The following is a 13,709-nucleotide window of genomic DNA, read 5'->3' as shown; positions in this document are numbered from 1 at the left end:
GACAGCAGGTCAACAGCTAGCCGACAGGTCGAGGGCTATGTTGCGCACCTGACCGCAGGCCAAGAGCAAGGAGTCCCGGTGTCCGACCACCCCACCGCCGAGCCGACCCCGCGCGAGCGCAACGAGATGATGATCGCCAGGATCCGCGCGGGCGAGCCCCAGGACTACGTCGAAGGCCGCCACGTGCTGCGGATCCTGCACGTCCCCGGCCGCCGCACCGGTGAGCCGCGCACCACCCCGATCGCGGTCACCCAGCTCGACGGCAGGCACTACGTCTGCTCCCCCAACCGCACCAGGGACTGGACCGCCAACCTGCTCGCCGCCGGGCACTGCCGCCTCGAACAGGACCCCGACCACACCTACCGCGCCGAACTCCTGGAGGACGAGCACGCGGCGACCGTGCTGGCGACCTACCTCGGCAACGTCCGGCCGGGCGGGGTGAACATGTGGCCCTTCCCCAAGGACGCCCCGGCCGCGGTGATCCGGGAGCACCTGGGTGAGATCGCGGTCATCCGGCTCACTCCCGCCTGACCGGTCGGTAGGTCAGCGCGCACCAGTTCTCGTCCGCCTACCGACCGTTTGGTTGACGAGCAGGCCGAGCACGCTCACCACCGCCGCGAGCAACCCCAGCCGCGCCGGGGTGAGCTGGTCCTGCAGCAGTCCGCCGAGCGCTCCGCCCAATGCCACGCCCAGGTAGATAGCTGAGTTGTTCAGGCCAAGCAAGACCGCGGAGGCGCTGGGGGCGTACTCGACGAAGCGGCTCTGCTGGGGCACCACCGGCAGGGACACCGACACGCCCCACGCCACCGCCCACACCACGGCCGCGATCAGGTTGCCGACGACCAGGGGGCTCAGGGCCAGCAGCACCGCCGCGATGGCCAGGCCCGCGGTGACGACGTCGCGGGGTGGGTGGCGGTCGGCGAGGCGGCCCGCGACGGTGTTGCCGATCATGTTGCCCACGCCCCAGGCCAGCAGGACCACGGTCAGCGCGGTGGCCGAACCGCCGGTGGCGCCGGTCAGCGCGGGGGCGATGTAGGTGTAGAGGACGTGTGTGCCCGCCAGGGTCAGGGTGGTGACGGTGAGCATGGCCAGCACGGTGAGTTCGCGCAGTGGGGCCAGGCGGGCGCGCAGTGGGTCGGCGGGCAGGGTGATCGGGGGCAGGGACACGGCCACGCCGATCGCGGCGACCACTCCGAGACCGGCGACCGCCCACAGGGTGAGGCGCCAGTCCGCGCCGCCGATGAGGGTGCCGGCTGGCAGGCCGAAGGCGATGGCCAGGGTCAGGCCGCCCATCACGGTGGCCAGGGCGCGGCCGCGGCGTTCGGGTGGGGCGATCGCGGCGGCGGCGCTGAAGGCGGCCGCGCCGATCAGGCCGGCGCCGGCCGCGGTGGCGATCCGGGCGAGCAGCACGGTGGTGTAGTCGGGGCCAAGGGCGGTGGCCGCGTTGCCCACGATGAACACCGCCAGCCCCAGCAGCAGGGCGGCGCGGCGGGTCATCGCGCTGGTCAGGGCGCCCAGGATGGGGGCGGAGACGGCGAAGGCCAGCGCGAAGGCGGTGACCAGCTGGCCGGCGGCGGCCAGGCCCACGTCCAGATCGGTGGCGATCTGGGGTAGCAGGCCGGCGATGATGAAGCCGTCGGTGCCCACCGCGAACATCGCGGTGGCCAGCGGCAGCAGGGCTCTCTGGGTGCTCAAGTCCTCACGTCCTTCTCCGGCGGTGCTTGCCCGCTCACCCTCGGCGCGCCCACTTGCCGGCCGCTGTCCGTCCGCTGTCCGGCGGTACTGTGGGCCCGGTGCGGTTCGGGGTGCTGGGTCCACTCGTGGTGTGGAACGCCGAGGACGCGCCGATCCCGGTGCCCGGTCCCGAGGTCCGCGCGTTGCTGGCCGTACTCCTGACCCATGAGGGCGCCTGGGTGCCGGTGGAGACGCTGATCGGCGAGTTGTGGCCGGAGCGGCTGCCCGCGAACCCTGGCAACGCGTTGCAGATCCGGGTGTCCCGGTTGCGGCGGGCACTGGGTGTGCGGGATCTGGTGGAGTACCGGGCGAACGCCTACCGGTTGGTCGGGGACTGCGATGCCGTGATGTTCCAAGGGTTGTTGCGGCGGGCTCGGTCCACTGTGGACCCGTGGCCGCGGGTCGCGTTGCTGTCCGAGGCACTCGGGTTGTGGCGGGGGCCCGCGCTGGTCGAGTTCGGCGCGGAATCCTTTGCCCAGCCGGTGATCCGGCGCTGGCAGGAGTTGCGGTTGACCGCGGTGGCCGAACTGGCCGAGACCCGGCTGGCCCTGGGTGAGCACGACACGGTGCTGGCGGAGCTGGCCGAGTGGGTGCAGCGGTTTCCGGGGCAGGAACGTCTGCGCGCGGCACAACTCCAGGCCCTCTACCGGGCTGGACGGCAGCCCGAGGCCCTGGCCGCCTACGCCGAGTTCCGGGCGCACCTGGCCGCGGAGCAGGGCCTGGACCCGGGGCCCGAACTTGCCGCCCTGCACCAGGCGATCCTGACCCGCGACCCCGCCCTGGACGCCTCCCCCGCGCGCCGGCCGGGCAACCTGCCGACGCCGGTCACCGAGTTGATCGGCCGGGAGGCCGAGCTGGCCGGGACCGGGAAGGCGCTGGCCGCGGCGCGCCTGGTCACGTTGACCGGGCCGGGCGGGGTGGGCAAGACCCGGCTGGCCATCGCCGCCGCGGCCCAGCTCGCCGAGGACTTCCCGGACGGGACCTGGCTGGTCGAGCTGGCCGGACTGGGCGGGCCGCACGCCGCCGACGCGCTGGCCGAGGCGGTGATGACGGTGCTGGGCATCCGGGAGAACGCGATGCTCGGCCCGATCCCGGCCAGCGGCGCGCTCGGCCACCGCGAGCGGCTGATCGCCTACCTGGCAGGCAAGAAACTGTTGCTGGTGCTGGACAACTGCGAGCACATCGTCACCGAGGTGGCCACCCTGGCCATGGCGCTGCTGACCGCGGTGCCGGGGCTGCGGATCCTGAGCACCAGCCGCGAACCACTGTCCACCCCCGGCGAATCCGTGCACCCGGTGCCACCACTGGACCTGCCCGCGGACCCGGCCGATCCGCACGGCTCGGGCGCGGTCCGGCTGTTCTGCGCCCGCGCCCGCGACGCCGACCCCGCCTTCGCGCTCACCGCCGACAACGCGGCCGCGGTGACCGCCCTGGTCAGCGGCCTGGACGGGTTGCCGCTGGCCCTGGAACTGGCCGCCGCCCGGGTGCGGGCGCTGGGTGTGCGGGAACTCGCCGACCGCCTCGACGACCGGTTCCGCCTGCTGTCCGCCGGCAACCGGGGCGCGCCCGCCCGGCAGCGCACCCTGCACGCGCTGCTGGACTGGAGCTGGGAGCTGCTCACCACCCCCGAACGGGTGGTGCTGCGCCGTCTAGCGGTACTGGACGGGGGCACGCTCACCGCGATCGAGGCGATCTGCGGTGACCCGGAGCTGCCGGTGGCCGAGGTGCTGGCCCGACTGGTGGACCGGTCGATGGTGATCGTGCTGCCGGGGCACCGGCGGTACCGGCTGCTGGAGACGGTGGCCGCCTACGCCCGCGACCGGCTGACCGAGTCCGGCGAGGCGGAAACGTTGCGCGCCAGGCAGTCCCGCCACTACCTGAGCCTGGCCGAGGCCGCCGCGCCCGAGCTGCACGGCCCGCGCCAGCACGCGGCACTGTCCGAATTGGACACCGAACACGGCAACCTCCACCGCGCACTGGAGCACGCCAGCCCCGAGGACGCGTCGCGGCTGGTGGATTCCCTTGCCTGGTACTGGATGCTGCGTGGCCGGGTCCGCCAGGCCCAGCGCTGGGCCGGGCACGCGCTCGCCGCCGCCGGGCCCGGGATCCGGACCGCGCGGGTGCGCTGCTGGGCGGCCGGGATCGCGATCGTCGCCGACCCGGATCCGGCCGCGGCCGCCAGTGCCCGTACCGCGCTGACCGGCTTCGACGGGCTGGACGACCCGCTGGGCGCGGCCATGGCGCACTGGTTCCTGGCCTACGTCCTGCTGCACGCCGGCGACCTGGACACCAGCGAGGAACTCGCCGCGCACGCCGCCAGTGCCTTCCGCGCGCTGGAACACCCATGGGGCCTGGCGGTGACCACCTGCGTGCAGGCCAACCACGCGCTCACCCGCGGCGACCTGAGCACCGCGCACAGCCACGCCGAAGCCGCCGTGACGTTGTTCCGCGCACTCGGCGACCGTGGCGGCGAACTGCTCACCACCTACCCGCGCGCGGCCCTGGCCGAACTGCACGGCGAGTACCACCGGGCCGAGCAGCTGCACCGGGACGGCCTGGTGCTGGCCGAGGAGCTGGGCATGTGGGCCGAGGCCGCCGACCGGTTGTGCGGACTCGGCCGGATCGCGCTGCTCCGCGGCGAGTACCCCACCGCGCACGATCACCTTGCCAGGGCACGGGAACTGGCCGCCGAACGCGGGTTCCGGCCGGGCGGGATCCACGCCACCATCACCCTGGGCCAGCTCGCCCGCCGCACCGGCGACCTGGCCACCGCCGCGGCCTGCCTGACCGAGGCCGCCGACTGGTACCGCCGCACCGGCCGCGCCCCCGGCTACACGATCGTGCACACCGAACTCGGCCACCTCGCCCAGCTCCAGGGCAACCCGGCCCAGGCCCGGCTGCACCACGGAGAAGCCCTGGCCTTCGCCCACCGTCTGGGCAACCCGCATGCCGAGGCCACCGCCCTTGAGGGCCTGGCCTGGACCCAACTCCCTGACAACGCAACGGAATCCGCCCGCCTGCTCGGCGCCGCACACGCCCTGCGCGCTACCACCGGTGTTCCGCTGGCCGACCGCGCCGACCTTGCTCACATTCTCGACGTGACGCGGGACACCCTGGGCGACAAGGCTTTCGACGCTGAATTCACTATTGGCGCGCTGAGCCGACCGACGCTGTGACAGGATCCGCAACATGTTCTCCGGCGACTTCGAGGTACACCTGACCGGCTCCGAATGGGAGGCGGACCGGCTGGCGGCGTTCGCGCGGCAGCGTGGCGCCAAGTTCAGCGACATCAAGCTCGACCGCGGCGCGACGCCGTTGCAGCCGATGCTGACCGTCGCAGGCAGCGGCACCCTCGCCGAACTACACGAGCTGGCCGAGCGCTGGCGGGCCGAGCTGATCGCGGCCGATCTGCACGTGCTGCGGGTGAAAATCGAGGCCGCGCCGTGGAACCAGGGCGTCCCACAGTCCGATGTGGACGCTCGCGCGGACCTGTACTTCGAGCACCACGTGAAGCTGCTGCTGCCCAACGACAAGTACGGCACGATCAAGGCCGTGGACGAGGTGATCCACGGGCACGACGCCCGGCTCTCCCGCAACGCCCGCCGCGAGCGCGCCGACGGCGAGGAACGCTTCGTCACCCAGCGCTGCCACGGTGTCGGCCGCGACACCGCCCGCGCCCGGCTGGACGCACTGCTGACCGCGTTGCGCGGCAACGGGCACACCGTGCTGGAGGTCGAGGAGGAGTACGTCGTGCACGATGACGCGCTCGGCGTCGACAAGGGCTGGCTGGAGCCGGATCCGGCCACCGAATGGATCAACCCGCGGGAGAACCGGCTGCGCACCGCGCCCGTGGACGCCGACGGCTTCCCGTCCACCTACCATCCGCTGACGGTGCGGCCGGGGCAGGACATCCGGCAGCGGGCCGCCTTCGACCCGGCGCTCAAGCAGTTCGGGAACGCCTACCGGGCAGGCGAACCGGTGTTCGGCGACCCCGCCGAGGGACAGCGCTGGCTGATAGCCCGGCGCGCGGCCATGGCACACGTGCTCGCGGTGGTGGCCGCCTCGCCGTGGGCGGAGAACCTGGTGCTGCGCGGCAGCATCGTGTTGCGGGCCTGGCTCGGCGCGGCCGCCCGCGAACCGGGGGACCTGGACTTCGTGGTGGTACCGCCCGGTTTCGCCTTCGACGGCCCGGAAGCCAAGGCCATGCTGGACGGGCTGATCGCCGCCCTGGCCGGCGATCCCGGCCCCGGCCTGCGCGCGGACCAGGTGCGTTCGGAGCACATCTGGACCTACGAACGCGTGCCGGGCCGACGGCTGGTGTTCCCCTTCGACGTCGACGGCCTGCCGCAGGGCGCGATCCAGCTCGATCTGGTGTTCAACGAGCCACTGCCCGAACCCCCGGTCACGGTGGCGATCCCGCCGCTGGGCACGCCGATGCGCACCGCCTCCGCGAGCCTGTCCCTGGCCTGGAAGTTGCAGTGGCTGATGACCGATCTCTACCCGCAGGGCAAGGACCTCTACGACGCGGTGCTGCTCGCCGAGTACACCACCGTATCCCTCGACCTCGTCCGCGAGCTGCTGCGCCCGGAACTGGGCCGGGAGGCCGAGGACTTCACCCCGGACTCCGTGCTCGGCCTCCCGGTCGACTGGATCAACTTCCGCGACGAGCAGCCCGGGGTCGAGGGTGAGGTCAGGCCCTGGCTGGACCGGCTCGCCGCGGCGCTGGCCCGCTGACCTCACCCGCCGACCGCACCCCGTTCCCCGCCGAGCACCCCGGCCATGGCCAGGATCGACACCAGCGGCTGCAACACCCGCGACGGCGCGAACCCGCGTGGGAACACGGGTTCCCCTGGTGCGGCCTCGGTGCCGGTGGCCGAGACGAAGTGCAGGGTGCAGCGGTCGAACACGCCGAACGGGGCCAGTGCGCCGAATTCCTGGCGCTGGTGCAGGAAGGCGTAGACGTCCCGGCTCTCCCGCCAGATCAACTCGGGGTCCACTGTGGTCAGTCGCTGGTTGCCCTCGCGCAGCCAGTGACTCACCGGCGGCTGGTAGCGCAGCCGATCCGCTTTGGTGGCCACGATCGCGGCGGGCAACCGCTCCAGCTCGGGCACGGCCTGGAAACGGGCCAGGGACATCTCCAGCGCCTGGTTCCCGCCGCGTTCCGGCGCCGGGTCGAGGCCATGCACGAACAGCACCGCGTCGGTGCCGATCAGGAACCGGGCGGATTCGTTGTCCCCCACCGCTTCCAGGTCCTCCCCGGCCACGTCGAAGAGCACCAGCGGCCGGGTCAGGTGCGGACCGCGGATCAGCAGGATCTCGGCCGGACCGGTGACCTGCTTGGGTGTTCGGGGCAGCCGGGCGCCGCGACCGGCCGGTTCCAGCACGGCGGTGCGGTACTCGTCGTGCCGGTGCAGGTCCAGCGGCACCACGGTCAGCCCGTACGGCGCGAGGCCGTCCCGCTCCACGAGTTCGCGGACCAGCGCGGCCAGCAGATGGGTCTTGCCCGCGGTCGGCCTGCCGATCATGGCCACCACGAACGGCGGCTCGTGCGCGAAGTAGGTGGCGGGCAGGTAGTGCTCGTCGGTGTCGCCGGAGGGGTTGGGGCAGCGGCGGTAGGTGTTGACCAGGTTCAGGCCGCCCTTCACTGGATCCCGGCCGTTGACCTTCAGCTCGTGGTGGGTGCCGTCCGGATCGCGCCGCCACAACCCGTTCTCCGGCGGCGGGTAGCGGTCCAGGCACACCGGACAGCGCACCAGCGGCGGCAGCTCGTCCTCCGCAGGCCGCATCCGGCGCCACATTTCCCTGAGCCTGGGCCAGATCTGCCCGTCCTGGTCCTGTTCGGCCGCGGCCCGATCCCGTTTGCGGCGCAGGGCCAGGTCGAAGGCGTGCTGACCGGGCGCCAGCCGCGCGCCGAGGTCGATCACCTTGGGGTGCACCGGTTCCCGGAGCCTGGACAGTAGCTCGGCCGGGCCTGGCCGGGCGGTGGGCGGGTCGGTGAACACGCCGTCGAGCAGCACCCGCAACGCGCCGCCGTTGGCGTGCAGGTCCGGTGCGGAGCGGCCGAGGTGGCCGGGGTAGGCGGCGCGCCAGATGACCAGTCCGGCGTCCCAGATGTCCGTCCGGATGTCGCCGGGTGTGGCGCGGTGGAAGTCGAGCAGCTGTACCGACCGGGTGGTCGGGTCCCAGCGCAGCACGTCCAGGTCCACGCCGCCGTGGGTCAGTCCGGCCACCTCGGCCAGGTGCAGGGCGCGCAGCAGTCCGGCCTGGAACCGGTGCCGCTCCTGGGCGGACAACCGCGGCAGCGCCTCGGCCGCCGGCACTCCCCTGGCCGGGTCCAGCAGGAGGAACGGGTCCTCGCTGTCCACGTCGTAGTAGCGCAGGCGCGGCAGTTCCGGGGGATATTCTTCTTCCTGGAAGAGCTGGGCGAAGCGGTGGGTGGCCCGGATCTCCCGGTCCAGTGCTTCCAACGGTCCCGGCGCACCCGCGGGATCACGCGGAACCTGCTTGTGCAGCAACGTGATCCCGTTGACCGCGACCAGTCTCGACCGCAACGGGCCGGTCACCGCGTCCGCGAGCGGGTGCAGGGTGAGCGTGTGCACGGTGCCGTCCACGGCCCGGCAGCGGACCTGGTTCATTCGAAAACCCCTTGCCGCAGTGGGACGAAACGCATCGACCCGGCCAGTTCCGAGTCCCCGGTCCAGGCCACCTCGCGGCCGGGACCGCTGCTCTCCCTGGTCAGTTCGCGCACCGCGGTGGAGGCGAAGCGCACCAGCCCGGCGCCCGCGGCCAGCGCGCTGACCACGCCGAGATGCCGGTGGTGGCAGAGCTGGGTCATCTCGTCCCCTGCGGTCCTGGACAGCGCCTCGGTGACCCTGGAGGCCGCCCACAGTTTGGTGGCCAGGGTGTCCCGGTGCGCGCGGTCGCCGTTGAAGGCGAACGGCGGCGCGGGCAGCAGGCCGTGCCGCCGCACGTGCTCGTGGTAGCTCTCCAGCAGCCGGGCGCAGGTCCTGGTGTACTCGGCCGGATCGACCGGCCTGCCCGCCTCGATCCCGGCCCAGCAGGGGCGCAGCGCGGCCAGGGTCAGGTCCACCAGGTCGGTCAGCACCACTTCCCGCACCTCCTCGTAGACATCCCGGTCCGGCGGCGGTTCGGGCTCGCCTTCCTCGGCGAGCGCGATCTCCTTGCCGGGCAACGGGGTGAACAGGTCCTCGGTACGATCGGCGAGGGCGGCCTGGATGGCGGTCAGGCCCAGCACGGCCTGGCCGAGCCCGTCGGCGAACAGCGCCCGCCGGGTCGAGGGCCGCCAGTCCGCCCGCGCCACCCGGTGCACCAGCCGGTCGATCTGCTCGACCTGGTCGGACAGCTTCGCCAGGCCCACCTCGGTCCGCCACCGCCGGGCGCTGAGCCACCAGCTGCTGGCCACCACCGCGAGCAGCAGCAGCCAGGCCAGCACGGTCGGCGCGAACGCCAAGGGCAGCGGCGGCGGACTCAGGATCGCCACCGCCGCCCAGCTGCCCAGCGCCGGTCCGCCCCAGCACAGGGCGGCGGGCAGCAGCGCGCCCCTGATCCCGAGTTCACCGCGGTCGGTGGGCTGCCGGGCGTGCAGCAGCAGTCCGCTGCCGAACCAGGCCAGTGCCAGCAGCGGGGTGAACAGCCAGGGCAGCACGCCGATCGCGGCCAGCACCCCGGTCAGCACGGACAACAGCGCCGCGCCCAGGGGTGTCGGGCGGAGGTCGAACTCGGGCAGCTGCTGTCGCGGGGCGAGCGCGGTCAGGGTGTCCAGTGCCGCTAGACAGCCCTGCGGTTCGCGTTCGATCTTGACCGCGTTGAGGTCGGGCAGCAGCCTGCCGATGGAGCGGTAGCGCCGCAGCCAGGTCTCCACCAGCTCGCGCACCTCGTCCCTGGCCTGGCGGCGGCTGCCCTGTTCCGGTCCGCGCAATCCGCGTTCGGCCACGGACAGGTCGCCGGTCTGCTGGCCGAGCAGGCGGTCGTTGACGTGGGTGAGCTGGCGTTGTGCCTCCCGGTGGTAGGCGTCCGCGCTGACGAATGCCTGCCGCACCGCCGCCCCCGCCGCCGATCCCGGTCGCTGCGCGGCCAGTGCGGCCAGGGGGTGGTCCAGGCGGTTGAGTTCGAGTGCGGCGTCCCCGACCGCTCGGTTGGCGGCCGTGCGGGCGCGGTCCAGTGGACCACCGGCGACCAGCACCGGTTCGGTCTCCTCGGACTCGATGAACCGGCCGATCGCCGCCCGGAACTCGGCCCTCGGTGGTTCCGGCGCGCTCACCCCACCGGCGTCCGGGTCGGTGAACAGGCTGATCGCCTCCTCCTGCACCCGGCGCCGCTCGGCCTCGTGCAGGCTGGTCCGTTCCAGGGCGAGCCCGACGCTGGCGGTGCTGTACGGCAGCGTGTTCACCGTGTGCACCACCGCGTCGAAGACCACCGGCTCGGACAGCGCGGCGATGAGCTGGTCCAGATTGGACGGTGCACTCGGCCGCACCCCGCGCACCAGGTGATCAGCGGGTCGCCAGTGCACGCCGTGCTCGTCGCTGACCCACAGCGTGGCCGCCCGGTCCACCGGACCGAGCGCGGGCGCGGGCCGGATCCGCACCCCGTCCCTGGCCGCGCCGTCCCCGACGGCCAGGCAGATCACCCCGGCGACCAGCGGACTGCCCAGCAGCTCCTGGTACAGCTCATCGTGGTCGGCCGCGGTGCCTGCCCCGTCGATGACCAGCACCGAGCCCTCGATCCGGTCCACCTCGACCGCACCCGCGCGCAGATCGAGGATGACTACCGACCGTTCGGTAGGCGCGTTCACCGGTCCACCGCCGGGGACTGGCAGGCGAAGTACTCGGTCATGCCGCGCAGGTTGGGGAAGGGCGCCTGCACCCCGCGGAAGGGCAGGTCCAGCGCGGCGGGCAGGGTCTCCTGCCAGAACTCCTCGATCAGGTCGATCTGCCGGGCGGCGTCGAGGCCCGGCCGGGCGCGTAGCTCGTCCACCAGCCGGAGTTCCTTGGCAGGCAACTCGTACAGCGTGCTGAACAGCGGCGCCGGCGGGCCGGGATTGCGGTCGATGTCCAGCGGCACCGCGGCGATGAGCTGCGCGGCCAGGCTGCTGCGGGCCCCGCTGCCGTCGCTGAGCGCCCACTCCTCATATGCCTGCAACAGGCTCGCCCAGGAGGACAGTCCACCGAACGGGGTCAGCTCCAGCACCAGCGGGGTGGCCTCGGCCCGGCCGGTCCGCACCCGCACCCCGGTGGGGCTGCGGTCCTGACCCGGCGCCTCGACCGCCACCCAGCCGTTCCACATCGCGTTCAGGAAGGACTGCAGGATCAGCGCCCGGTCGGCCGGGGTGGACACCGGGTAGCCCTGGTCCGCGCCCAGCCGCTGCCGCCAGGACAGCCGGTCTCCCGGCCGTTCGTGCCGTTGTGCCGCGCTGCGCAACCGGATCGCCTCGCGCACCTCCGGCACCTGGGTGATGCTCATCGAACTGCGGAACAGCACCACCACCAGCGAGTCGGAGTCGTTGGGGCGGAACTCCACCGCCTGCTGTTCCACCTGCGGCGTCCGCAGCAGCTCCCGCCCCAGGCATGCCTCCACCTCGAGATCGGGCGCACCGGCCGGGTAGGAGATGAGCACCTTCAGGGTGCCCTCGCCGGAGGGGGCGTAGCCGCTGGGCACCATGCCGGCCAGCTGGTTGCGGAAGTGCGCCACATCCCCGTCGTCGAGCATGCTGCTGGGCCTGCCCGCCGCCGCGGTCAGCAGATCCCGCATCGCCGGGATGATCGCCCGCTCACCGCCGCCGGGCCGCAGGCATTCCGACACCGCGCGCCGGATCCGTTGCCGCACCCGGTGCACCGCAGCCTCGGGCCGTTCCCGCCCGGCCTGGTATGCCTCCCGCCAGCCGTCCGTGCCCAGGATCACCGAGACCAGATCGGCCGCGGCCGGGTTGACGGGCAGGCGATCCCGGTAGCGGTTGACCAGGTTGACCTTCACCCGCTGGTAGAAGGACTGCATCTGGCCGTCATCGGGCGGCAGCAGGTAGGACACGCCCAGCCGCCGCTCGTACAGCTCGGCCGAGCGCTGGGTGAACTGGCGCTCCTCGGTGGCGAGGTAGTCGGTCAGCTCCCCGGTCACCGCGGCCAGCTGCGCGCAGAACCCCTGCCAACGCGGTTCCCAGATCCGTTGACTGCGGGCCCACGCCTCATGCCACTGCCGCCGCAATCGCCAGTGATACCAGGCGTTCTGCTCCTTGACCACGTTCTGCACGGCGTCATCGCCCCAGCGCGGCCGACGCAGCACGGCCCGCCTGCGCAGTGCCTCCGGCTGTGGCGCCTGCAACCCGAAGTCGTAGCCGGGCGGGACCTTGGCCGATTCCGTCCGGCTCTTGAGGATCCGCTCGAAACCGCCCTTGTCCAGCGATTCGGCATAGCCGGGATCGCCCTGCACCACCCGGCGCAGGTGGAACGGGTCGATCGCGCGCAGCAGCTCCTCGGCCGCCCGCACCGGGGTGAAGTCCTTGGCCAGTCCGCCGATCCGGGTGTCGAGCAGCCTTTCGTTGCGCTCCAACGAGTCCTGCATGCTCCGGATCCTGGTGTTGAGCGCGCGCAGGATGGCGTCGTGGCCGACCGGGGCGTCCTCCACCTCGGCGAAACCCTCCAGCGGCGCGCAGGCCAGGAACCCGCCCAGTCCGCAGTCGGTGTCGAACCGCTCGATGTGCGGGCGGTTCTGCACCCCTGGAGTGGCCGGGGTGGCCCGCATGTCCCGCACGGCTTCGGCCAGCAGCCGGGAGCCGACCAGGTCGGCCAGCTCGCCGAGCGGGATGCTCAGCGAGGCGACCGAGGCGGTGGACAGTCCGCACCGCCCGATCCCGGTGTCGGACAACGCAGCGCGCGCGGTGTTGCCGTTGACGAAACGGTCGGCGAACGGGACACCGGCCTCGGACCCGGCGCTGACCAGCGCGGTGATCAAGGAGACCATGGACCGGATCAGGTCCGCCCGGCCCACCCCGTTGTCCGGGCGGCCGAACAGGAACGCGGTCTGCACGGTAGCCGGTTGCAAGCCGATCGGATTCGGCTCACCTGGCACCCGGATCGTGCTGCGCCCGTAGGCTTCCCGCCCGTCCCGCAGCGCGTCCTCGACGCCCTGGGCGTTCTGGTCGTCGATCAGCCGGAACAGGTCGACCAGCGCGGAGGCCGCGTTGAGCACCGCGGGCCTGCCACCGCCCATGCCCTCCGGGAACGCCGATGGCAACAGCACCAACGGGTAGATCCTGGGTTGCAAACCGTTCTGCCGCACCAGATCGCCGATCAGGTAGAGGTAGTCCAGGAACAGCCCGCAGCCGGTGCCCCCGGCCACCGAGAAGACCACGAACACGTCCAGGGTGTTGTCCAGGGTCCCGCCGAGTTCCCGCAACACCGGGCCCGCGGCGCCGATCCGTTGCAGTGCGGTGGTCACCCCGTGCAGCACGGCGTTCGGGCCGCCGCCCTGGCGCATCGTCTCGAACAACGCCGCCCGCGCCACCGTCGGCAGCTGACCGGCGCCCGCGTCCAGCGGCGCGACCCTGGGGTCGGATTCCGGGCTGGGCAACCAGTGGATCACCTCCGGTTCGGTGCTGATCCGCAGTGATCGCTGCACCTGCGCGCTGTTGTGGTGGTTGGGCGGCACCAGGTTGGCGATGAGGTTGGTGGTGCACTGGGCCGCGGCGTGGTGTTCGGCGCTGGGCACCACGTTGGTCAGCACCTTGCTCAGCTCGTTCATGTTGAGGTCGATGTAGGCGAACTGCACGCAGGTCGGCAGCTGGTAGGGCCGGTAGTCGTGGCCCCGCATCCGGCTGATCAGATCGGTGCCGTCCGGACCGCAGAACTGGGCGCGTAGCACGCGTTCCAGTTCCTGACCGGTGCTCAGGCCGGTGCCGCCGATGCCGACCAGCAGCATTGCTCGATCTAGAGGCATTCCGTTTCCTCACCTGGGTTTCGCAT

The 13,709-nt window shown here is 72.6% G+C and carries 7 protein-coding genes; 3 read left to right on the top strand and 4 right to left on the bottom strand.

What is annotated here, in order from left to right; translation table 11 throughout:
• The first annotated feature begins 78 nt into the window (after positions 1–78).
• Positions 79–531, top strand: a complete 453-nt coding sequence (locus tag HNR67_RS20795) for a nitroreductase/quinone reductase family protein (protein WP_185003911.1) — start codon at positions 79–81, stop codon at positions 529–531.
• A 12-nt stretch (positions 532–543) separates the two neighbouring features.
• Here HNR67_RS20795 and HNR67_RS20790 read toward each other — a convergent pair whose 3' ends face one another.
• Positions 544–1,695: an MFS transporter gene (locus tag HNR67_RS20790; protein ID WP_221489988.1), complete on the bottom strand. Its 1,152-nt coding sequence runs from the start codon at positions 1,693–1,695 to the stop codon at positions 544–546.
• A gap of 98 nt (positions 1,696–1,793) precedes the next feature.
• Here HNR67_RS20790 and HNR67_RS20785 point away from each other — a divergent pair, with 98 nt between their 5' ends.
• Positions 1,794–4,910, top strand: a complete 3,117-nt coding sequence (locus tag HNR67_RS20785; RefSeq protein ID WP_185003910.1) for a BTAD domain-containing putative transcriptional regulator — start codon at positions 1,794–1,796, stop codon at positions 4,908–4,910.
• A 13-nt stretch (positions 4,911–4,923) separates the two neighbouring features.
• Positions 4,924–6,468 (top strand): nucleotidyl transferase AbiEii/AbiGii toxin family protein, encoded by a 1,545-nt coding sequence (locus HNR67_RS20780; protein ID WP_185003909.1) that lies wholly within the window; start codon positions 4,924–4,926, stop codon positions 6,466–6,468.
• 2 nt (positions 6,469–6,470) lie between these two features.
• Here HNR67_RS20780 and HNR67_RS20775 read toward each other — a convergent pair whose 3' ends face one another.
• From HNR67_RS20775 to HNR67_RS20765, 3 genes are read right to left on the bottom strand one after another with little or no spacing between them, the layout of a single operon-like run.
• Positions 6,471–8,369 (bottom strand): hypothetical protein, encoded by a 1,899-nt coding sequence (locus HNR67_RS20775; RefSeq protein ID WP_185003908.1) that lies wholly within the window; start codon positions 8,367–8,369, stop codon positions 6,471–6,473.
• The gene (locus HNR67_RS20770) at positions 8,366–10,546 is read right to left on the bottom strand and encodes a hypothetical protein (protein WP_185003907.1); all 2,181 of its coding nucleotides are present in this window, start codon (positions 10,544–10,546) and stop codon (positions 8,366–8,368) included. Before HNR67_RS20770 ends, HNR67_RS20775 begins: the two co-directional genes overlap by 4 nt.
• Positions 10,543–13,683 (bottom strand): tubulin-like doman-containing protein, encoded by a 3,141-nt coding sequence (locus tag HNR67_RS20765; RefSeq protein WP_185003906.1) that lies wholly within the window; start codon positions 13,681–13,683, stop codon positions 10,543–10,545. Before HNR67_RS20765 ends, HNR67_RS20770 begins: the two co-directional genes overlap by 4 nt.
• Positions 13,684–13,709: the final 26 nt, after the last annotated feature.

The sequence above is a fragment of the Crossiella cryophila genome, assembly GCF_014204915.1.
GTDB lineage: Bacteria > Actinomycetota > Actinomycetes > Mycobacteriales > Pseudonocardiaceae > Crossiella > Crossiella cryophila.
The sequence above is the reverse complement of the archived record's forward strand: the minus strand, read 5'-3'. Positions and strand labels throughout refer to the sequence as shown.